The sequence below is a fragment of the Mycolicibacter sp. MU0083 genome, from assembly GCF_963378075.1.
Taxonomy (GTDB): domain Bacteria; phylum Actinomycetota; class Actinomycetes; order Mycobacteriales; family Mycobacteriaceae; genus Mycobacterium; species Mycobacterium kokjensenii.
Genome location: NZ_OY726394.1, coordinates 415547 through 436739, shown reverse-complemented (window position 1 = coordinate 436739; position 21193 = coordinate 415547). Strand labels below are relative to the sequence as shown.

At 69.0% G+C, this 21193-nt stretch carries 24 protein-coding genes; 10 read left to right on the top strand and 14 right to left on the bottom strand.

The window, feature by feature from the left end:
* Window positions 1-42 precede the first annotated feature (42 nt).
* Window positions 43-810, top strand: a complete 768-nt coding sequence (locus RCP38_RS02095; protein WP_308475103.1) for an SDR family oxidoreductase — start codon at window positions 43-45, stop codon at window positions 808-810.
* Here RCP38_RS02095 and RCP38_RS02090 read toward each other — a convergent pair.
* Entirely contained in the window at window positions 788-2116 is a 1329-nt protein-coding gene (locus RCP38_RS02090; protein WP_308475102.1) for a L,D-transpeptidase, read from the bottom strand. The genes RCP38_RS02095 and RCP38_RS02090 overlap by 23 nt on opposite strands.
* 48 nt (window positions 2117-2164) lie before the next feature.
* A complete protein-coding gene (locus RCP38_RS02085; RefSeq protein ID WP_308475101.1) occupies window positions 2165-3223 on the bottom strand; it encodes a UDP-N-acetylmuramate dehydrogenase in 1059 nt (352 codons plus the stop codon).
* A gap of 26 nt (window positions 3224-3249) precedes the next feature.
* On the opposite strand from RCP38_RS02085, the gene RCP38_RS02080 reads away from it, so the two are divergent.
* From RCP38_RS02080 to RCP38_RS02060, 5 genes are read left to right on the top strand one after another with little or no spacing between them, the layout of a single operon-like run.
* Window positions 3250-3759 (top strand): DUF2505 domain-containing protein, encoded by a 510-nt coding sequence (locus RCP38_RS02080; protein WP_308475100.1) that lies wholly within the window; start codon window positions 3250-3252, stop codon window positions 3757-3759.
* A 57-nt stretch (window positions 3760-3816) separates the two neighbouring features.
* Window positions 3817-4635, top strand: coding sequence for a carbon-nitrogen hydrolase family protein (locus tag RCP38_RS02075; protein ID WP_308475099.1), 819 nt, complete (start codon window positions 3817-3819; stop codon window positions 4633-4635).
* Window positions 4632-5579, top strand: coding sequence for an LmeA family phospholipid-binding protein (locus RCP38_RS02070; RefSeq protein ID WP_308475097.1), 948 nt, complete (start codon window positions 4632-4634; stop codon window positions 5577-5579). Before RCP38_RS02075 ends, RCP38_RS02070 begins: the two co-directional genes overlap by 4 nt.
* Window positions 5580-5588: 9 nt before the next feature.
* Window positions 5589-6362 (top strand): LmeA family phospholipid-binding protein, encoded by a 774-nt coding sequence (locus tag RCP38_RS02065; protein ID WP_308475095.1) that lies wholly within the window; start codon window positions 5589-5591, stop codon window positions 6360-6362.
* A gap of 14 nt (window positions 6363-6376) precedes the next feature.
* Window positions 6377-6967 (top strand): cysteine hydrolase family protein, encoded by a 591-nt coding sequence (locus tag RCP38_RS02060; protein ID WP_308475093.1) that lies wholly within the window; start codon window positions 6377-6379, stop codon window positions 6965-6967.
* 21 nt (window positions 6968-6988) lie between these two features.
* On the opposite strand, the gene deoC is transcribed toward RCP38_RS02060, so the two are convergent.
* The 6 genes from deoC to RCP38_RS02030 form a co-directional block, all read right to left on the bottom strand.
* Window positions 6989-7681, bottom strand: coding sequence for a deoxyribose-phosphate aldolase (deoC, locus tag RCP38_RS02055; protein ID WP_308475092.1), 693 nt, complete (start codon window positions 7679-7681; stop codon window positions 6989-6991).
* A complete protein-coding gene (locus tag RCP38_RS02050; protein ID WP_308475090.1) occupies window positions 7681-8082 on the bottom strand; it encodes a DUF2599 domain-containing protein in 402 nt (133 codons plus the stop codon). Before RCP38_RS02050 ends, deoC begins: the two co-directional genes overlap by 1 nt.
* A gap of 4 nt (window positions 8083-8086) precedes the next feature.
* Complete coding sequence (locus RCP38_RS02045) at window positions 8087-8350, bottom strand: DUF2516 family protein (protein ID WP_308477022.1); 264 nt, start codon at window positions 8348-8350, stop codon at window positions 8087-8089.
* Window positions 8351-8411: 61 nt separating this feature from the next.
* Window positions 8412-9044, bottom strand: coding sequence for a heparin-binding hemagglutinin (locus RCP38_RS02040; RefSeq protein WP_308475089.1), 633 nt, complete (start codon window positions 9042-9044; stop codon window positions 8412-8414).
* 61 nt (window positions 9045-9105) lie between these two features.
* Entirely contained in the window at window positions 9106-9498 is a 393-nt protein-coding gene (locus tag RCP38_RS02035; RefSeq protein WP_308475087.1) for a helix-turn-helix domain-containing protein, read from the bottom strand.
* 88 nt (window positions 9499-9586) lie between these two features.
* A complete protein-coding gene (locus RCP38_RS02030; RefSeq protein ID WP_373692423.1) occupies window positions 9587-10939 on the bottom strand; it encodes a DUF445 domain-containing protein in 1353 nt (450 codons plus the stop codon).
* Window positions 10940-11049: 110 nt separating this feature from the next.
* Between RCP38_RS02030 and RCP38_RS02025 the strand changes: the two genes are divergently transcribed.
* Window positions 11050-11778 carry a TetR/AcrR family transcriptional regulator gene (locus RCP38_RS02025; protein ID WP_308475085.1) on the top strand — a complete coding sequence of 243 codons (729 nt, stop codon included), beginning with the start codon at window positions 11050-11052 and terminating at the stop codon, window positions 11776-11778.
* Here the strand turns inward: RCP38_RS02025 and RCP38_RS02020 are convergent.
* From RCP38_RS02020 to RCP38_RS02010, 3 genes are all read right to left on the bottom strand, one after another.
* Window positions 11772-12626: a 3-hydroxybutyryl-CoA dehydrogenase gene (locus RCP38_RS02020; RefSeq protein ID WP_308475083.1), complete on the bottom strand. Its 855-nt coding sequence runs from the start codon at window positions 12624-12626 to the stop codon at window positions 11772-11774. The two genes, RCP38_RS02025 and RCP38_RS02020, sit on opposite strands and share 7 nt — an antisense overlap.
* Window positions 12627-12884: 258 nt before the next feature.
* Window positions 12885-14171 carry an isocitrate lyase gene (gene aceA / locus RCP38_RS02015; RefSeq protein ID WP_308475081.1) on the bottom strand — a complete coding sequence of 429 codons (1287 nt, stop codon included), beginning with the start codon at window positions 14169-14171 and terminating at the stop codon, window positions 12885-12887.
* A 304-nt stretch (window positions 14172-14475) separates the two neighbouring features.
* Entirely contained in the window at window positions 14476-15294 is an 819-nt protein-coding gene (locus RCP38_RS02010; RefSeq protein ID WP_308475079.1) for an acyl-[acyl-carrier-protein] thioesterase, read from the bottom strand.
* An 85-nt stretch (window positions 15295-15379) separates the two neighbouring features.
* Here RCP38_RS02010 and ramB point away from each other — a divergent pair, with 85 nt between their 5' ends.
* From ramB to RCP38_RS01995, 3 genes are read left to right on the top strand one after another with little or no spacing between them, the layout of a single operon-like run.
* On the top strand, window positions 15380-16807 hold the full coding sequence (gene ramB / locus RCP38_RS02005; protein WP_308475077.1) for an acetate metabolism transcriptional regulator RamB: 1428 nt from the start codon (window positions 15380-15382) through the stop codon (window positions 16805-16807).
* Window positions 16804-17343 (top strand): carboxymuconolactone decarboxylase family protein, encoded by a 540-nt coding sequence (locus RCP38_RS02000; RefSeq protein WP_308475075.1) that lies wholly within the window; start codon window positions 16804-16806, stop codon window positions 17341-17343. Before ramB ends, RCP38_RS02000 begins: the two co-directional genes overlap by 4 nt.
* 6 nt (window positions 17344-17349) lie before the next feature.
* Window positions 17350-18807, top strand: coding sequence for a DUF92 domain-containing protein (locus tag RCP38_RS01995; RefSeq protein ID WP_308475073.1), 1458 nt, complete (start codon window positions 17350-17352; stop codon window positions 18805-18807).
* Between the two features lie 37 nt (window positions 18808-18844).
* On the opposite strand, the gene lpdA is transcribed toward RCP38_RS01995, so the two are convergent.
* The 3 genes from lpdA to RCP38_RS01980 form a co-directional block, all read right to left on the bottom strand.
* Window positions 18845-20239 (bottom strand): dihydrolipoyl dehydrogenase, encoded by a 1395-nt coding sequence (gene lpdA, locus RCP38_RS01990; RefSeq protein WP_308475071.1) that lies wholly within the window; start codon window positions 20237-20239, stop codon window positions 18845-18847.
* Between the two features lie 123 nt (window positions 20240-20362).
* Window positions 20363-20896 carry a hypothetical protein gene (locus tag RCP38_RS01985; RefSeq protein WP_308475069.1) on the bottom strand — a complete coding sequence of 178 codons (534 nt, stop codon included), beginning with the start codon at window positions 20894-20896 and terminating at the stop codon, window positions 20363-20365.
* The gene (locus tag RCP38_RS01980) at window positions 20889-21167 is read right to left on the bottom strand and encodes a putative holin (RefSeq protein WP_308475067.1); all 279 of its coding nucleotides are present in this window, start codon (window positions 21165-21167) and stop codon (window positions 20889-20891) included. Before RCP38_RS01980 ends, RCP38_RS01985 begins: the two co-directional genes overlap by 8 nt.
* Between the last annotated feature and the right edge of the window lie 26 nt (window positions 21168-21193).

Below are 21193 nucleotides of genomic sequence, written 5' to 3'. Positions count from 1 at the left end.
GACATAACCGGAGAATCTATCACGATCACTAAGGTTGGTGCGATGACGACACCTGCATCCGGCGCGCGCCTCGCCGTGGTCACCGGCGCCAGTTCCGGGATCGGCGAAGCGACCGCGAGAACCCTTGCCGGACAAGGCTTTCATGTCGTGGTCGCAGCTCGGCGCGCCGACCGGATCGCGACTCTCGCCGAGGAGATCGGCGGCACCGCGGTTGTGACCGACGTCACCGACGCCGATTCGGTCGCCGCCCTGGCGGCGGCCTGCGACGCGCTACCCGGCCCGGTGCACGTGCTGGTCAACAATGCCGGCGGGGCCAAGGGCCTGGCGCCGGTGGACGACGCCGACCTGGCGCACTGGCGCTGGATGTGGGAGACCAACGTGCTGGGCACCCTGCAGGTCACTCGCGCCCTGCTGCCGAAACTCGTCGACTCCGGCGACGGCCTGGTGGTCACCGTGACCTCGATCGCGGCGTTCGAGATCTACGACGGTGGTGCCGGCTACACCTCGGCCAAGCACGCCCAGAGCGCACTGCACCGCACCCTGCGCGGCGAGCTGCTGGGAAAACCGGTGCGGCTCACAGAGATCGCGCCGGGCATGGTGGATACCGAGTTCTCCCTGGTGCGTTTCGACGGGGACCGGCAACGCGCCGACGCCGTCTACGACGGCCTGACCCCGTTGACGGCCGCCGACATCGCCGAGGTGATCGGGTTCGTGGCGTCCCGCCCGCCGCACGTCGACCTGGATCAGATCGTGATCCGGCCCCGCGACCAAGCGTCGGCGACGCGGGCTAGCCGAAGGGCGACGGACTAGGAACGGTCGCAGTGGTCGGCGTGCCCGACAGGGTCGGCGCGTCGGTGGGGGTGGCGGGCACCGCACTGGGCAGCGAGCTGCGGGTGGGCTCGGACGCCCCCGCGCCCGGCGCATCGGTGTGCAGCGCCGACATCGCGACCCAGTCGTCCCAGGCCACCGCCCAGTCCCAGATGTCGCCGTCGGCGTAGGACAGCATGATCGAACTGCCGGTCACCTCGACCGGGTCGCCGTAGATCGCACTGGCGAAATACTGCTCGGCGTCCTCGGTCGACAGGTTGATGCAGCCGTTGGTGACGTTGGTGTTGCCCTGCGCCCCGGCACTGGCCGGGTTGGCGTGGATGAACTCGCCGTTGTTGGAGATGCGGACCGCCCAGCGCTCGTGGACGTTGCTGTAGCCGGCGGCCGGATTGGACATGTAGAAGTCGGCGTATTTCTCGGTGACGACGTGAATGCCGTTGCGGGTGACGTTGCGGGGCTGGTCGCCTTCGCCGTAGCTGCACGGGAAGTCCATGATCACGCCTTCGTCGCGCACCACCTGGATGCGGTGCGAGGAGACCTCGGCCCGCACCACCTGGCGCCGGCCGATCGAGAACTCCAGGGACATGTCCTGGGCGCCGTAGGCGCCGTCGCCGAAGGCCAGACCGTACAGCTTGGCGTCGACGCGCACGGCGGTGCCGGCCGGGAAGTAGTCGCGGCTGCGCCAGTGCACCCGGGCGCCCTGCACCTCGTCGGGCAGCCAGGCCCAACTGCCCTCCACCGGCGGTTCGGTGACAATGGTCAGCGCACGTTCGACGGCGGCCTTGTCGGCGATCGGACCGTCGAACTGCAGGATCACCGGCGCGGCGACGCCAACCGTCTGGCCGTCGGCGAGCTGGAATCCGCCGTCGACGACGACGGCGGGGGTGACGGTGCCGATAGTGCCGCCGACCGGCACGGCGTCGCCGTCGTGGCCCACCACCGAGCCGCTCCAGGTGTAGACGGCGTCGTAGCCGAGCGGTTCGGTGATGGTGTAGCGGGTGCGTTCCCGGTTGAAGGTCCCGGCGAGCACCTTGCCCGACGGGCTGGTCAGGGTCACCCGCTGAAACCAGCCGTCACGGACCGCGACGCTCACCGGCACGGTGGGCAGTACGCCGCTGACCGCCCCGTTCTCCAGGGCGGGTTCGAACGTCAGGGTGGGTGCGGCGGGCGCGGCGCTCGCGGCGTCGCGGTCGCCACGGCCGAAACATCCCGCCAGCGCACTCGGCGCCAACACACCGGCGGCCAGCACCGCCAACGCCTGTCGCCGGTTCGGGGTCACGGCATCCAAAGATACCGGGAACCGCCCCTGACCACCTGCGACGTTGGTTACACCCGGCTAGAGCGCACAGCCGACGAGCACCGGCTCGGGATGCAGGGTGATCCCGAACGCCGCCTGCACTCCGTCGCGCACGGTGCGCGCCAGGGCCAGGATGTCGGCGGTGGTGGCGCCGCCCCGGTTGGTCAGCGCCAGGGCGTGTTTGGTCGACAGTCGGGCGGGAGCACCCGTCCCCGGATAGCCCTTGCCGAAACCGGCGCGTTCCACCAGCCAGCCGGCCGCCAGTTTCACCCCGCCGGGCGCATCCCAGTGCGGTACCCGGCCGCTGCTTCGTCCGGCGAGTTCGGCATAGGTTTCGTGCGGCACGACCGGGTTGGTGAAGAACGAGCCGACGCTCCAGGTGTCGTGGTCGGCGGCGTCGGTCACCATGCCCTTGCCGGCACGCAGTCCGAGCACCGCGGCGCGTACCGCTGCGGGGTCAGCGCGGTCGCCGTCGTCGGCGTCGAGTGCGGCGGTCAGTTCGCCGTAGCGCAGGGGCGCGCTGCGGCCGGTGGGGTCGAGCGCGAACTCCACTTCCAGCACGACGGCGGAGTCGGAGTGTTTGAGCACGCTGGTGCGGTAGCCCAGGCCCAGGTCGGCGGCCGGCGTCCAGCGCACCGTCCCGCTGCCCCGGTCCAGCAGCAGCACGCGGGTCAGGCGGTCGGCGACCTCCACGCCGTAGGCCCCGACGTTCTGCACCGGGGTGGCGCCGGCCGAGCCCGGTATGCCCGACAGGCACTCCAGCCCGCCCAGGTTCGCCGCGACCGCGCGGGCCACCACGTCGTCCCAGACCGCGCCGGCCTGGGCCCGCAGCAACTCGCCGTCGACGGTGACGCCGTCGTTGGCCAGGTGTACGACGGTCAGGTCCGTCAGGTCGTCGGCGATCACCACATTGGAGCCGCCGGCCAACAGCAGCGGACGCTCCCCGGCGGCGTCGAGTGCCCCCAGCACGGCGATCACCTGCTCGGTGTCGGTGCAGGTGAAAAGGCGTCGGGCGACCGGACCCACCCGCAGGGTGGTCAACGGGGCCAGCGGCACCGCCTCGGCGACACGCGCGCCCGCGAACTCGGAACCCGCCACGGCCGGTAACGGTAGCGTGACCGGCTATGCCGCGTACATTCACGCTGTCCGAGCGTTATCCGGCAAGCGTCGAGCAGGTGTATGCCGCGTTCGCCGACGAGTGCTACTGGCGGGCCCGGCTGGCCGATTCCGGGGCCGACGTGGTGATGCTGGACTCGATGACCGTCGGCGCCGACGGCGGCGTCGACATCGTCACCACGCAGGGCATCCACCGGGAGAAGCTGCCCGCGCTGGCGGCTCAGTTCCATCCCGGAAACCTCGAAGTGGCGCGCCACGAGACCTGGCGACCGGTGCGCGACGGCCGCACCCGCGGGCAGGTGACCGGCCAGATCGTCGGGGCGCCGGCGAAGCTGGCGGGTGACGCGGTGCTGGAACCGGCCGCCGGCGGTTGTGAACTGCGACTGACCGCGACGGTGCAGGTCGACATCCCGCTGGTGGGCGGCAAGATCGAGAGCTTCATCGGCGGTCAGTTGGCCGAGTTGATGACCACCGAGCAGCGTTTCACCGCCACCTGGCTGCAAGCGGAGAAACACTAGTCACGGCCCGCTACCACTACTGACCGCCGCATTCGCGATCGCCGCTAGGCTGACGGCATGCGGATTGCGTGTGCGCAGATCCTCAGCGGCACCGACCCGGCCGCCAACCTGGACCTGGTGACCGAATACACCGAGCGGGCCGCCGACCGGGGCGCGACGCTGGTGGTGTTCCCGGAGGCCGCGATGTGCCGGTTCGGGGTGCCGCTGGGTCCGGTCGCCGAACCGCTGGACGGGCCGTGGGCCGATGGTGTCCGCGCCGCGGCCGCCCGGGTCGGGGTCACCGTGATCGCCGGAATGTTCACCCCCGCGCGGGACGGCAGGGTCACCAACACGCTGCTGGCCGTCGGCCCCGGAACCGATACGCACTACCACAAGATTCACCTGTACGACGCGTTCGGATTCACCGAATCACGCACGGTGGCACCGGGATTCGAGCCGGTGGTGATCGACGTCGACGGGGTGGGCGTCGGGTTGAGCACCTGCTACGACATCCGGTTCCCGGCGCTGTACTCCGAACTCGCCGACCGCGGCGCCCGGGTGATCGCGGTCTGCGCGTCCTGGGGCGCGGGTCCGGGAAAACTGGCCCAGTGGGAACTGCTGGCACGGGCCCGCGCGCTGGATTCGACCAGCTATGTCGCGGCGGCCGGGCAGGCCGATCCGGGCGTTGCGGCGCAGCCCGCCGGCGCCCCGACCGGCGTGGGGCACAGTCTGGTCGTCTCCCCCTGGGGCGAGGTGCTCGCCGAAGCCGGTGCCACACCGCAGCTGATGATCTGTGACGTCGACCTCGACGTGGTGGCCGACGCCCGCCGGACGTTGGCCGTGTTGAGCAATCGCGCGGACTTCCTTCAGTCGGGTAGGGCAGAATCGCGCGGGTGAGCACTCCGCCCGGCCCTCCCCCCGGCGAGTCACCCTGGGCTCGCCCCGACTCGCACTCCGGGGACGCACCCCCGCCCCCGGAGCCGTCCGCACCCGATTCGGTCCCGCCGCCGGGTCCGGCACCGCAAGCCGCCGGACCGGCGCCCACCGGTGGACTCGAGGCACCGGCCGACCGGTCGCCGTCGGCGTCGATGTCGATGTCGATGTCGATGCTGCGGGATCCCCTGGCGTTGACGCTGATCTTCGTCACCGTGATCGCCCTGGCCCTGGCCGGGGTGATCGGCGCCGAACTGATCGCCCGGCGGATCGCCGACGGCAAGGTGGCCAGGGCGACCGAGTGCGTGGTGCACGACAAGGCCAGCGCTTCGTTCGGGGTGACGCCGCCGTTCCTGTGGCAGCACCTCACCGGCAACTACACCAACATCTCCATCCACACCGCGGGCAATCAGGTCAAGGACGCCAAGCAGATGACCGCGGACCTGAGCATCTCCGACGTCGATCTGCACGGCAGCGGCGATTCCAAGGGCACCATCGGCCTGCTGCAGGCCACGCTGACCTGGCCGGCCGCCGGAATCAAGGAGACCGTGCAGTCCATGGTGCCGATCCTGGGCAACCTGGTCTCCGACCTGCGGACCAATGCCCAGGACGGCACGGTCGAGCTGGGCGGTGCGTTCGGCCTGGCCACCGTCGTGGTCAAACCCACGGTGGTCAACGGCGGATTGTCGCTGCAGGTGCAGAAGCTGACCGGGCTGGGCGCGCTGACCCTGCCCCGCGAAACGTTGCAGCCCGAGTTGGACCGGTTCGCCGCGGCGCTGACCAAGCGGTACCCACTCGGCCTGCGTGCCGACAGCATCGAGGTCACCGACACCGGCGTGGTGGCCCGGTTCTCCACCCGCAACGCGTCGATTCCGCGGTCGGATGACCCCTGCTTCGCAAATCTGTAATCTTGCACGATGAACTCTCCCGAGCCCGCGCATCGGCCCCATCGGTTCTCGGGCCTGCCCGCGGTCCTGCTGGTGGTGACCGCCGTGTTGGCCCTGGCCCTGGTGGCGATGTTCGGGGGTGAGGCCTACGCCCGCCACCGGGCGAACAGCCTGGTCGCCGAGGCCGTGGAGTGCGAGGCGCAGGACACCGCCACGGTGTCGTTCGGCACGACTCCCCCGGTGCTGGCGCAATACTTCAACGGCGAGTATTCGCACATCTCGGTGCAGACCGCCGGTAACCAGATCCGGCAGGCCCTCGGCATGCGACTCGACCTCGAAATCCGCGACATCCGGCTGACGAAGAACTCCTCGACGCCGGATTCCAAGGGCACCATCGGTTCGATCGACGGCACCATCACCTGGCCGGCCGACGGGATCAAGCGGTCGATCCAGGACGTGGTCCCGGTGATCGGCAGCATCGTCACCGGCACCGTCACCGCGGACGCCGCCGCCGGCACCATCGGGCTCAAGGGCCTGCTGAACAAGGCGACCGTCAAGCCGCAGCTGGTGAACAACGGCCTGACGTTGCAGGTGGTGAGCCTGGAGGCGCTGGGCCACGACCTGGACACCGAGAGCGTGCAGCGCAACCTCGACGACCTCACCGCGAAGGTCACCGACGACCTTCCGCTCGGCATCCACCTCGACAGCGTGACCGTCACCGATTCCGGTGTGGAGCTGAAGTTCTCCAGCCGCAACGCCAGCATCCCGGCGTCATCGTCGAGCGACTGCTTCGCAGCACTGTGACCGGAGGAGCATCGATGACCACGACCCTGCGCACGTTGACCGGATTGCCCGACGCCCCTGCCACACTGGGTGATTCCGCGTTGATTCTCATCGACTGCCAGACCACCTACACCCGCGGCGTCATGGAGCTCGAGGGCGTCGGGGCCGCACTCACCGAGGCCGCCACCCTCCTCGACCGGGCCCGCGGCGCCGGCATCCCGGTCATCCACATCCAACACAACGCCGGGCCCGGGTCGCCCTACGACATCGACGGCGAGTCCGGTGCCATCGTCGCCGAGGTCGCCCCGCGCGCCGACGAACCGGTGGTCGTCAAGGCCTACCCCAACTCGTTCGTCGGCACCGAGTTGCACGACCTGTTGCAGCAACGCGGCGCGACGAATCTGATTCTGGCGGGATTCATGACGCACATGTGCGTGAACTCCACCGCCCGTGGGGCGTTCAACCTCGGTTACGCGCCCGCCGTGGTCGCCTCGGCGACCGCCACCCGCGCACTTCCCGGTGCGGACGGACCCGTTTCGGCGGCGGCCATGCAGTCGGCGAGCCTGGCCGCGATGGCCGACCTGTTCGCGGTGGTCGTTCCGAACCCGGCCTCGATCCCGGACTGACGGCTCGGCGCGCCGACGCGGCTATCCCAGGCCGTCGAGCACCGCGCGGGTCCCGGACAGGCCCAGCCGGGTGGCACCGGCGTCGAGCACGGCCAGCGCATCGGCGGCACTGCGGATACCGCCGCTGGCCTTCACCCCGAGCCGGCCGCCGACGGTGTCGGCCATCAGTGCCACCGCATGGACCGATGCACCGCCGCACGGGTGAAACCCGGTGGAGGTCTTCACGAAATCGGCACCGGCGGCCTCCGCGGCCCGGCAGGCTTCGACCAGGACCGCGTCATCACCGAACTCCAGCAGCGCCGCCGATTCCAGGATCACCTTGAGCACGGCGTCGGGGACCGCGGCGCGCACCGCGGCGATGTCGGCGCGCACCGCGTCGAAGTCACCGGTCAGCGCCGCACCGATGTCGATGACCATGTCGATCTCGATCGCGCCGTCGGCCACCGCCAGCGCCGCCTCCCGGGCTTTGACCGCCGAAAGGTGCTTGCCGGAAGGGAATCCGACGACCGCGGCGATCGGTGTGCCGGCCGGATTGCTCGCCGCGGCGACCGCCACCATCGACGGCGAGACGCAGACCGCGGCGACACCGAGTTCGGCGGCCTCGGCGACCACCGCGGCCACCTGATCGGCGGTGGCCTCGGGTTTGAGCAGGGTGTGGTCGACGAGTCCGGCGACCCGGTCGCGGCCCCACCGGTGTGCGGATATCGACGACATCAGAAGGCCTCCTCAGCACCACCGGGATTGCACCCGGATCCGATCATGGTCAGGTCGTCGACGACCGGTCGCCACGGCTCCAGGTTCCAGCTGGTCTTGCCGGGCCGGGCGAATTCGGCGTAGCTCCAGTGGCAGCGGAACTGGTCGCGCATGCTCGCGGTGTCGGCTTCGGGGGCACGGTCGAGCACCTCGCGCCAGGCCTGTTCGGCCACCGCGCCGGAGTCGAGCCGCAAAGCCGCCGCCCGTGCGGCCGGGGTCGGGTAGATCCGCAGGCTCGCGCGGCCGCCGTAGTCGACCCATTCGACGTGGTCGACCAATCCGGGTGCCCCGGTGTCGGCGGAGACCGGCGACGCGCACCACAGCGCGGCCGCCGCAGCGGAAAACAGGATGCGACGCAGCATGGCGCTAGTGGGACTTGCCCTGCACCTCGAGCAGTCGGGGCCGCACGTCCACCAGGTAGATGCTGGACGCGCAGGCCGCGATGACCAACCCCATCATCGGCAGCAGCACGGGCAGTACCCCGCACCCGCCGATGATCGCCAGCCAGACCGGCTTGGTGAGCTTGTCGGCGGCGGGGTAGGCATCGGCGCGCTGCATGGCCGCGTGGACGAACGCGTACGCCGACGCCGCCAGGACGGCGATCGTCAAAACACCGAGGACGGCACCCATAAGCTGATCAGCGAGCACGCTGCAAGCCTAGGCGGGTGCCGTCCCCGGCGTCGAACCGCGACTACTTCTGGGTGACCTTCTTGGCCGGCGCCTTCTTGGCGGGGGCCTTCTTGGCCGGCGCCTTCTTGGCAGCCGGAGCCGCGGCCTTCTTGGCCGGCGCCTTCTTGGCGGCCGGAGCCGGCGCGGCAGGCGCCGGGGCGTCCTCGTCCTTCACCGGCAGGTCGATGCCGACCAGCTTGGCGGCGCGCTCGCCCACCTCGCGGGTCTGCGACGCGACGTTGCCCAGCACTTCCTGGGTCAGCTCGACGGCCTGCTCGACGTAGCCCTCGACCTGCTCGGCGGCGTCGTCGAGACCGGACTGGTTGCGCAGCCGCACCAGGGCGGCCTCACCGCGGGCGACCAGGTCGCTGTAGCGGTCGCTGGCGGCCTCCACGTAGCCCTCGGCGGCCTTGCGCAGCTCGTCGGCGGTGAAACGCTCGCGCAGTTCGGCGAACTGCTCGGGCAGCTCTTCCTGCAGCTTGTTCAGGCGAGCACGGCTCTCCTCGACGCGGGTGCTGGCGTCCTCGCGGGCCTCACCGGCGCGGTCGCGCAGGTTGGCGACCAATTCGGTCATGGTGGCCAGGGCCAGGTCGGCGGCGCCGATCGCGGCGAGCAGCGGGGCCTTCAGCTCTTCGATGGTGGGGTTCTCGGCCATGTCGGGTTCCTTTCAGATGAGAAATTTGCGTCGGTATGACGGTCGGGAGGGCGAAGGAAGGTCAGTCAGTTGTCGTCTCCTCACCCTCGGCTTCGTTCTGCTGGACGAACGACGTGTAGATGTCGAGCAGAACCTGCTTTTGCCGTTCCGTGATCGCCGCATCGGAGATCACGGCGTCGCGGACCTCGCTCTTCTCGCTCGGCTCCAAGATTCCCGCCCGTACGTAGAGCACCTCGGCGGAGACCCGCAGGGCCTTGGCGATCTGATTGAGGACGTCGGCAGAGGGCTTGCGCAACCCACGTTCCACCTGGCTCAGATACGGGTTGCTGACGCCGGCCTTGTCGGCCAGCTGCCGGATGGACACCTGCGCGGCTTCGCGCTGGGCGCGGATGAAGCTACCGATATCCGCGGCCGCCGTGGAGACCACTGCGGTGAGCTTGTCGTCCTGCGACACCGGTGACCCCTTTCGTGGACGTGCCAACTGCTGACACGTATCACGATAAGGCCTAGTGCTAACTTTTGCAAGCACTTGCTAGCGCAGGTCAGAACATAAGTTGGGCTATGGAATAGATCGCGAGCCCGGCCAGCGCACCCACGACGGTGCCGTTGATCCGGATGAACTGCAGGTCCCGTCCGACGTGCAGTTCGATGCGCCGACTGGCCTCGGCGGCATCCCAGCGCTCGATGGTCTCGGTGATGATGGCGGTGATCTCCACCCCGTAGTGGCCCACCAGATGCTGCGCGGCGCGCACGATCCAGTTGTCCACCTTGTCGCGCAGTTCGGCCTTGTCGCGCAAGGACTCTCCGATCTGCACCACGGTCGCCGCCACCCGGGTGCGCAGCGCACCGGAGGGGTCGTCGACGCCGTCGAGCACCAGCCGCTTGAGCGTCCGCCAGGCCGTCGCCGCGGCGTTGGCGACCTCGTCGCGGGCCATCAGCTGCTCCTTGACCGCCTCGGCCTTGGCGATGGTCGCCTGGTCGTGCTGGAGGTCGTCGGCGAACTCGAACAGGAAGCGGGTGGCGCTGCGACGCAGCTCGTGCTGGGGGTCGCGGCGCACCTTGTCGGTGAAGTCCATCAGCTCCCGGTGGATCCGGTCACCGACCAGGTGGTCGACGAAGCGCGGCGACCAGGTCGGTGAGTCCCGCTCGACCACCCGCTGGATGACCTCACCGGCGTTGAGCGACCACTGGAAGGCCCGGTCGGCCAGGAGCTGGATCAGGGCTTCCTGGCGGTTTTCGGCCAGCAGCGAGCCCAGCACCCTGCCGACCGGCGGCCCCCAATTCGGTTCGGCGATGCGTTGCACGATCATCCGGTCGATCACGTCCTGCACGTCGTCGTCGCGCAGCATCTCGATCAGCACCCGGAGCACCGTCGCGGTCTCGGCGGCCACCCGCTCGGCGTGCGCCGGCTCCGCCAGCCACTTGCCGACCCGGCCGGCGATCTGCGCATCGCGCAGCTTGGTCTCGATCACCGGCGGCGACAGGAAGTTCTCCCGCACGAACGTCCCCAGCCCCTCCCCGAGCTGGTCCTTCTTCCGCTTGATGATCGCGGTGTGCGGGATCGGCACCCCCAGCGGATGCTTGAACAACGCGGTGACCGCGAACCAGTCCGCCAGCGCGCCGACCATGCCGGCCTCCGCGGCGGCCCCGACGTAGCCCACCCAGTCGGCGGCCGTCCCGTCCGACTGCGCCCACCGGCACAGTGCGAAGACGACGGTCGCACCGAGCAGGAAGCCCAGGGCCACCGTTTTCATCCGGCGCAGGTCACGCAATCGCACGGCGTCCGCGGCGGGATCGGCACCGGCGAAGGACTCCGCCAACGAGTGCACCGCCTGCACGGCACCGGACCAACTCGACTGGTTCTCTGGCTGCACCACGCCACCATCATCCGCCATCGGCGCGGGCGGGTATATGCGCTGAACCGGCGGTAACTGTTACCGCACCACGAACCTTGCAGGACCGGGCCGTATTATTCACGGGGTCTAGGGAATGGGAATCCGGGATCGTGGCAGAACAGCGCCAGGTCGGCACCGCCAAGACCGACGGTCGGAAGCGGCGCTGGCACCAGCACAAGGTCGACCGTCGAAACGACCTCATCGACGGCACGATCGAGGCCATCCGGCGTCGTGGCCAGTACGTGAGCATGGACGAGATCGCCGCCGAGATCGGCGTGTCCAAAACCGTCCTCTACCGGTATTTCGTCGACAAGAACGACCTGACCACCGCGGTGATGATGCGGTTCACCCAGGCCACCCTGATCCCCAACATGGCCAAGGCGCTGTCGTCGAACATGGACGGCTTCGACCTGACCCGCGAGATCATCCGGGTCTACGTCGACACCGTGGCATCGGAGCCCGAGCCGTACCGGTTCGTGATGGCCAACAGTTCGGCGGCCAAGAGCAAGGTGATCGCCGACTCCGAACGGATCATCGCCCGGATGCTCGCGGTGATGCTGCGGTTGCGGATGAACGCCGTCGGGATGGACACCGGCGGTGTCGAACCGTGGTCGTACATGATCGTCGGCGCGGTGCAACTGGCCACGCACTCGTGGTTGCTGAACCCGCGGATGAGTGCCGACGAGCTGATCGACTACCTGACCATGTTCGCTTGGAGCGCCCTGTACGGGATCGTCGAGGCGGGCGGCTCGCTGAAGGGCTTCAACGCGGGATCCCACCCGTCGCCGACGCTGCCGTGGCGACGGGGGGACGACGCTCCGCAGCCCGATACTCAGTAGGTGTAGAAACCCCGGCCGGACTTCTTGCCGAGCTGGCCGGCCTCGACCATGCGCAGCAGCAGTGGCGGCGCGGCGTAGAGCGGCTCCTTGAACTCCTCGTACATCTTGTCGGCGATCAGCTTCAGCGTGTCCAGGCCGACCAGGTCGGACAGCCGCAGCGGGCCCATCGGGTGCGACAGCCCGGCCACGATGGCCTTGTCGATGTCCTCGGCGGTGGCGAATCCGGACTCCAGCATCCGCACCGCCGAGAGCAGGTAGGGCACCAGCAGGGCGTTGACCACGAAGCCGGACCGGTCGTTGCAGCGCACCACCTGCTTGCCCAGCACCGCGCTGGCGAACTGCTCGGTTCGGTCGACGGCGCCGGCGTCGGTGACCAGCGTGCTGACCAGCTCGACCAGCGGCAGCACCGGAACGGGGTTGAAGAAGTGCAGACCCAGCACCCGCTGCGGGTTGGCGGTGGCGGCGGCGATCTTCATGATCGGGATGGAGGAGGTGTTCGATGCGAGCACCGCGTCGGGGTCGGTGATGACCCGGTCTAGTTCGGCGAAGATCTTCGACTTCACGGCGTCGTCCTCGATGACGGCCTCGATCACCAGCTGCCGATCGGCCAGCTCACCCAGGTCGGTGGTGAAGGTCAGGTTGCCGACGGCGTCGTCGCGCTCGCGTTCGGTGATCTTGCCCGCGCTCACACCGCGATCCAGCGATTTGACGATCCGGTTGCGGCCGGCGGTGACCAGTGCGTCGGTGGTCTCGAAGACCTTGACCTCGACGCCGGCCCGCGCCGACACCTCGGCGATGCCGGCGCCCATCTGGCCGGCTCCGATGACACCTACTCGTTGGATCGACACTGTGTGTTCCCTTTCGATTCACGGCTCACGGCAGCAACAGGCCCCGCCCAGGCTGGCCGGGCGGGGCCTGTGCTGTCAACTCCCCTGCGGCGCAATCCGACTTCCACCGCAGGAAACTCCCCCCTTTTGCGCGAGCGTGCGTGTCTGTACGTCGACACGCCGTGCCAGGCGTACAACTACGCACGCTCGCGGCGGGTTAACGGCTCAGTGGCTCACACTTTCGGTTCCACTTCGCCTCGTGGATGGCGCCACTGAAGCTCAGTGGAACTGGCCCTCTTCGGTGGAGCCGGCCAGCGCGGTGGTCGACGACGCCGGGTCGACGGTGGTGGCGATCCGGTCGAAGTAACCCGCACCCACCTCGCGCTGGTGCTTGGTGGCGGTGTAGCCACGCGACTCGGCGGCGAACTCGCGCTCCTGCAGCTCGACGTAGGCGCTCATCTGGTTGCGGGCGTAGCCGTGGGCCAGATCGAACATCGAGTAGTTCAGCGCGTGGAAGCCGGCCAGCGTGATGAACTGGAACTTGAAGCCCATCGCACCCAGCTCGTTCTGGAACTTGGCGATGGTGGCGTCGTCGAGGTGCTGCTTCCAGTTGAACGACGGCGAGCAGTTGTAGGCCAGCATCTGGTCGGGGAACTCGGCCTTGACGCCCTCGGCGAACTTCTTCGCGAGCTCCAGGTCCGGCTTGCCGGTCTCCATCCAGATCAGGTCGGCGTAGGGCGCGTAGGCCTTGGCCCGGGCGATGCACGGCTCCACGCCGTTGCGGACCCGGTAGAAGCCCTCGGCGGTCCGGTCACCGGTGATGAACGGCTGGTCGCGCTCGTCGACGTCGGAGGTGATCAGGGTGGCGGCCTCGGCGTCGGTGCGGGCGATCACCACGGTCGGCACACCGGCCACGTCGGCGGCCAGCCGGGCCGAGGTCAGCGTGCGGATGTGCTGCTGGGTGGGGATCAGCACCTTGCCGCCCAGGTGGCCACACTTCTTCTCCGAGGCCAGCTGGTCCTCCCAGTGCGAACCGGCGACACCGGCGGCGATCATCGCCTTCTGCAGCTCGTAGACGTTGAGGGCGCCACCGAAGCCGGCCTCACCGTCGGCCACGATCGGGGCCAGCCAGTTGTCCACCGAGGTGTCACCCTCGACCTTGGCGATCTCGTCGGCACGCAGCAGTGCGTTGTTGATCCGGCGCACCACCTGCGGGACCGAGTTGGCCGGGTACAGGCTCTGGTCGGGGTAGGTGTGGCCGCTCAGGTTGGCGTCACCGGCGACCTGCCACCCGGACAGGTAGATGGCCTTCAGGCCGGCCCGGACCTGCTGGACGGCCATGTTGCCGGTCAGCGCACCCAGGGCGTTGATGTAGTCCAGGCTGTGCAGCTGCTCCCACAGCACCTCGGCGCCGCGGCGGGCCAGGGTGTGCTCCTCGACGACGTGACCCTGCAGCGCGACGACGTCCTCGGCGGTGTAGGTGCGCTTGACGCCCTTCCACCGGGGGTTGTGGTCCCAGTCGTGCTGAATCTGCTCGGGGCTCTTCGGAGTGCCGACAGTCGACATAGGATCCGCTCCTTTGCGTTTTTCGATCGTCGAGGCCCCTCGAAGCCGGCGGTCCAGCTTCCCGGCTTTGCTAACACCCCGATCGATTCACTGGTGTGTTAAAGCGACCTTGGCACAGGCGATATGCCCTGGTCCAGCCGTTTCTATTGCCAAGTTTGGCAAAACAGTACGTGCGTTATGCGAAGTTTGCGAAGAATCCGGTGAACGCGCCGTCGCGTCCGAGGCCGGAAAAGCTACCGATCGGTAACATATCCGCACAGGTCAGCGCCTGTTTCAGCAGTACGCGCGTACTGACGAGAACGTGTTACAGCGGGAAGATCGCGGCGAGCGCTTTGACCTCTTCGCCCACCAGGTATGTGAGCGTTCTAACAGTGCGATCGGCCAGCTCGGGCCCGAACATCTCGGTCGACCCGGCGGGGTGCACATGCGAGACGATCTCTAGTTTGTCGCCCAGCGCCACCGGGGCGTCGTGCTCCAGGGTGACCCGCAACGGCGCGGTCAGCAGCTCCGGATAGCTCGACAGGTAGTCCTCCACCACGCTCCAGTACACCGAGTTGTTCATGTGGTCGAACAGGTCGATGTCGGTGAACCGGACCGGGAACTCGTGGATCTCGTCGGCGTCGGCGCGGCCGCCCGCCTTCAGGTAGGCCTTCCACCGCAGCCGGTCGACGGTGGTGGTGCGCTTCAACCCGGCCAGGAAGTCCTCGGAGATGCGCGCCGGCCCCTGGGTCTCCCGGTTGATGTTGATCCAGAACGCCTCGGACTCGATCAGGCCGCCGCCGCGCTTCCCGTCCACGCGCACCCGCATCTCGCACCAGCGGTTGGAGGTGCCCGAACACCAGCGGCGCACCCGCAGCATGTCCTGAAACTCGATCGGTGCGAGCAGGTCCATCATCGTGCGCCGGACGACCCACAGCGGATGGGTCGCCTCGTATCCCATCTCGCGCAACTGGTCCTGGCCGACGTCCTGGATGTGCCGGGCGGCGGCGTCCATCCGGAGCCGGCCGGTGCGGTCGATGTCGGCGACCCGCAGCGGCCATTGGCGCTCGAACACGTCCGGATGGGGATCCGGCACCGGCATCATCACCTTGGCCAAGCCGGTCCGCTCCGGTATCTGCTGCATCGCCGCTCCCCGTCGTTCTTGCCTGAGCGGATCATGCCATGCCAACAATGCGAATGCCGCCTTCGCAGCAGGTAGGGTCGGGTGGGTGGCCAAGACCTACGTCGGCTCCCGAGTGCGCCAACTGCGCAGCGAGCGCGGGTTCAGCCAGGCCGCACTGGCCCAGATGTTGGAGATCTCCCCGAGCTACCTCAATCAGATCGAGCACGACGTCCGGCCCTTGACCGTGGCGGTACTGCTGCGGATCGCCGAGGTGTTCGGCGTGGACGCCAGTTTCTTCGCCTCCCAGGACGACACCCGGTTGGTCGCCGAACTGCGCGAGGTCGCCATGGACCGCGACATCGACATGGACGTCGATCTGTCCGAGGTCGCCGAACTGGTCAGCACCCACCCGAAACTGGCCCGCGCGATGGTCAACCTGCACCGCCGCTACCGCAACACGGCGGCGCAACTGGCCGCGGCCACCGAGGAGCGGTTCTCCGACGGCAGCGGCACCGGCGCCATCACCATGCCGCACGAAGAGGTCCGCGACTACTTCTACGAGCGGCAGAACTATCTGCACGAACTCGACACCGCCGCCGAGGAACTCGCCACCCGGATGCGTCGGCACCAGGGTGAACTGGCCGTCGAACTGGCCAACCGGCTGACCGAGGTGCACGGCGTACACATCAACCGCCGGATCGACCTGGGCGAGACGGTGCTGCACCGCTACGACGCGGCGACCAAGACACTCGACATCTCCAACCACCTGTCGTGGGGCCAACGGGTGTTCAAGATGGCCGCCGAGCTGGCCTATCTGGAGTACGACGACCAGATCGCGGCGATGGTCGACGAGGGCAAGTTCACCTCCAAGGACTCCCGCACCCTGGCCCGGCTCGGGCTGGCCAACTACTTCGCCGCGGCGATCGTGTTGCCCTACGGGCAGTTCCACGACAGCGCCGAGAACTTCCGCTACGACATCGAACGGCTCTCGGCGTTCTACCGGGTCAGCTACGAGACCATCGCACACCGGCTGTCCACCCTGCAGCGGCCGTCGATGCGGGGTGTGCCGTTCTCGTTCGTCCGCGTCGACCGGGCCGGAAACATGTCGAAACGGCAGTCGGCCACCGGTTTTCACTTCTCATCCAGCGGGGGAACCTGCCCGCTGTGGAACGTCTACGAGACGTTCGGCAATCCCGGGAAGATCCTGGTGCAGATCGCCGAGATGCCCGACGGCCGCAAATACCTGTGGGTGGCGCGCACCGTGGAGCGCCGGGCGGCGCGCTGGGGCCAACCGGACAAGACGTTCGCGATCGGGCTGGGCTGCGAACTGCGCCACGCCCACCGGCTGGTCTACTCCGAGGGACTGGACCTGGCCGCCGGTCACGACGTCCCGGCGACCCCGATCGGGGTGGGCTGCCGGGTCTGCGACCACGACAACTGTCCGCAACGGGCGTTCCCCGCGCTCGGTCGCGACCTCGATCTCAACGAACACCGCAGCACGGTTTCGCCATATCTGGTAAAGCAACAGCGGTGACCGCTCGCATCCCCGCCTCCCCCGGCCTGCGCGACCTCGGCGTCGCCAACTGGTTGTTCTGCAAGATCGCCGCACGCCGCCAGCACGTGCCCCGGGCACACCTGTTCACCACCTTGGGCCAGCACAAGCGGCTGATGTGGGCCTGGCTGCCGTTCGGCGGGGTGCTGATGCGCGGCGGCAAATTCCCCACCCGCGACACCGAACTGGTGATCCTGCGCGTCGGGCACCTGCGCAACAGTCGATACGAACTGCAGCACCACACCCGGATGGCGCGGGCCGTCGGCCTCGACGACGCGACCCAGGCCCGTATCTTCGAGGGACCCGGCGCCTCCGGGCTCACCGACCGGCAGCGGGTGCTGCTGACCGCGGTCGACGAGCTGGTGGAAACCCGGACCCTGTCCGACGAGACCTGGGTCCGGTTGGCCGAGCACCTGGATCGGCCCCGGTTGATCGAATTCGTCATGCTGACAAGCCAATACGACGCCCTGGCCGCCACCTTGAGTGCACTGCGCGTGCCGCTGGACTTCGATGAGTAGCGCGGCGTGACCGACACCATCGTCCATGACCTGGCTGTCGCCGGCGGCGGGGTCCTGCTGATCGCCGCCGTGCTGATCGTCGTCGGGCGGGCCCTGGCGCGCCGCGGCGCCGGGCCGCTGGTCACCCGCAAGATCCCGCACGCCCTCTGCGGTCTGTTCGCCGCCCTGGCCGCGTTCCAGCTCTCCAACGGGGTGGTGGTGGCCGGGGTGCTGGCCGCCGCGACGCTGGCGTTGGCGTTCATCGTGGAACGCGGCCTGGTGCCGGTACCCGGCGTCTTCGACGGCACCCGCTCCCGCGACTACGGGCTGGTGGGGTTCGCCGCCGGCGCACTGCTGGCGGTGCTGGCGTTCTGGCCGGACCGGGTCGCGATCGCCGCGGGTGTGGTGGTGCTGGGCCTGGCCGACGCCGGTGCGGCACTGGTCGGGGACCGCTACGGCCGACACCGGGTGACCGCCGGCGGCGGGGTGCGTTCCCTGGAGGGGTCGGTGGCGTTCGTGGTCATCGCCTTCGCCGTGTCCTGGGCGTTCTGCCGGCTGGGCCTGGAGTTGACGTCGTTCATGGCGTTGGCGGTGTCGCTGTTCGTCGCCCTGACCACGGCCTGTCTGGAACTACTGGTACTGCCCGCGGCCGACAATCTACTGATCACGCCGTGGGTGGCGCTGCTGTTGCACACCGCCCGGGAGTTGTCCACCGACGACGCCATGCGCTGGCTGGCCGCGGCCGTATTCGGTTGCGCCATCGTGCCGTTCATGCTGCGGATGCGCTGGCTGGACCTGCCGGGCGCCCTATCCGGCGGGCTGATCGCCGGAGTGGCCGTCGGCCTGGGCGGCTGGGGGTGGATCATCCCGGCCGCGGTGTTCTTCTCGTTGACCAGCCTGCTGACCGCCTACCGGCGGCCCGGCCGGACCGCCGGGATGCGCACCATGAGCCAGGTCGCGGTGAACGCCGGCCTGCCGGTGCTGATCCCGGTTATCGGCTACGCGGTGACCCGCGACCCGCTGTGGTACGCGGTGTCGATCGGTGGGATCGCCGCAGGAATCGCCGACTCCTGGGCCTCGGAGATCGGCCGCTTCTCCGCCCGCGAGCCGCTGTCACTGCGCACCCGGGGCCGCGTCCCCAAGGGCACCTCGGGCGCGGTCTCCCCGCTCGGCACCGGTGCGACGGTGTTGGGGGCGGCCTCGGTCGGTGCGTTCGGCACCCTGTTCGGCGGGTGGGCGATGCTGCCGGTGGGCCTGGCCGCCGGTGTCGCCGGATCCCTGGTCGACACCGTGATCGGGGCGACCGTGCAGGCCCGGTTCGACTGCGGATCCTGCGGGGCGACGGTCGAGGACGCGATGCACTGCGGCTTGCCGACCCGGCCGTCGCACGGTTGGCGATGGGTGGGCAACGACGTGGTCAACGCCTGCGCCAACGTCACCGGGATGCTCGTCGGGGCAGCCCTGTTCGCGATTTCGGCGCGCTGATGCCCGCTGAGCGGGACTGAGCGCGCCGAAATCGCAGTTAGAAGTTGATCATGTGGCCGGTCAGGCCGTGGAAGCACTCCTGCAGCGCCTCGGACATGGTCGGGTGAGTGTGCACGTTGCGGGCCAGCTCATTGGCGGTCAGGTCCCACTTCTGTGCCAGCGTCAGCTCCGGCAGCAGCTCGGAGACGTCGTGGCCGACCAGGTGTCCGCCGATCAGTTCGCCGTAGCGGGCGTCGGCGATCAGCTTCACGAAGCCGCTCGGGTCGCCCACCCCGTGCGCCTTGCCGTTGGCGGTGAACGGGAACTTGACCACCTTCACGTCGTAGCCCTCGGCTTTGGCCTGCTCCTCGGTGAGCCCGAAGCTGGCCACCTGCGGCTGGCAGAAGGTGGCGCGCGGCATCATCCGGTAGTCGCCCAGCGGCATGGTCTCGGCGCCGCCGATGGTCTCGGCGGCCACCACACCCTGCGCCTCGGCGACGTGCGCCAACTGCAGCAGCCCGGTGACATCGCCGATCGCGTAGATGTGCGGCACCGAGGTCTGCATGTACTCGCCGACGCCGATGGCACGTCGCTCGGTCAGTGCGACGCCGGCGGCCTCCAGCCCGTAGCCGTCCACGTTGGGGGCAAAGCCGATGGCCTGCAACACCTTATCGGCCTGCAGCGTCTCGGTCTGGCCGTCCTTGCTGACCACCACCGACACCGTCGAGCCATCATCGGTGATGCTCTCCACCTTGGTTCCGGTGCGAATCTTGACGCCCAGTTTCTTGAACTGCTTCTCGATCTCCTTGGACACCTCGGCGTCCTCGTTGGGCAGTGCCCGTGGCAGGAACTCCACCACGGTGACGTCCACGCCGTAGTTGGCCAGCACGTAGGAGAACTCCATGCCGATGGCGCCGGCGCCGGCGATGACGATGGACTTCGGCAGCTCCCGGCTCAGGATCAGCTGCTCGTAGGTGACCACGTTGGTCGACAGCGAGGTGCCCGGCACCAGACGGGTGCTGGACCCGGTCGCGATGATCGCGTGACCGAACGTAACCGTCTGGGTGCCACCGTCGTTGAGGGCAACCGACAGGGTGTGCGGGTCGGTGAACGTGCCGTAGCCGTTGATCTCGGTGATCTTGTTCTTCTTCATCAGGAAGTGCACGCCGGCCACCCGGCCGTCGGCGACCTTGCGGCTGCGGTCGAACGCCGCGCCGTAGTCGAAGGTGGCGGTACCGCTGATCCCGAAGGCGGCGGCCTCCCGGGTGAAGATGTGGGCCAGTTCGGCGTTGCGCAGCAGCGCCTTGGACGGGATACAGCCGACGTTGAGACAGACCCCGCCCCAGTATTTCGGTTCGATGATCGCGGTGTTCAGGCCCAATTGGGCGGCACGAATGGCCGCGACATAACCACCGGGGCCGGCTCCGAGGACTACGACGTCAAAGTGGGTCACTACGCCACCCTATCGGGTGGCGCGGACCCGCGCCGGGACCGCCGGGAACGACTTCTCCGCCTACCGGCCGATGGGGAATCCGGGCGGCGGCGGGAACGCACGGTGCCGGACATCCGAGCCGCGTCAGTACGGCAGGACTCCGCCGACGCAGCGCGACACGTGCTGGCAGTAGTTGTGCCCGTAGAGCGGCGCCGCGGCGAGCGCGGACGCGAACACCGCCGACATCAACGCCAGCGCCACCGCAGCACCCAGCGGTCGCTCGGTCGCCATCGCCACGATCAGCCCGGCCACCACACACACCGCCGCATAGACCAGGACGACGAAGACCGCCGGTGTCTTGTCGGCCAGCGAATACCACCAGGAGAACAGGCCCAGCCCGATCCCGGCCGCCGGAATCCACACCCCGGCCAGCACCAGTGCCAACTGCCACCACTTGAGGAACCGGAACTCACCGGCCACCACCACCGGCTTAGCCGGCACCACCGACCGCGACGCCTCGGGGTCGCCGGCGTCGAGCTCCGAGAAGGCGGCCGGTTCGTCGGCCGCAGTCGGCCCGGCGTCGGCGGGCAGTGGCAGCGGGTGCGGGCCGGTGTCGAAGATCGGGGCCATGTGCGGCTCGGTCATCGGCAGCGATCCGGTGTCGGCGGTCTCAGGCACCCGACACCGCCTGGATCGCGGCCAGCGCGCCGAACCAGCCGACCCCCGACGCGAGCAGAAATCCGCCCAGGGCGGTTACCCACCTGCGCGAGGAGACGAACACCAGCACCATCCCGGCGACGCTGGGCACCCCGAGCACCAGCGCGATCGCGATATCCGGGCGCAGCGGCGCGGTGACGAGCAGGCTCACGCCGATACCCGCCAGGATCCCGGCCGCCACCCCGACCAGCATGGCGCTGCTCAACGACCAGGGGCGTGGCAGCGGAATCACACCAGCAGATTTTACGGCGACGGCGC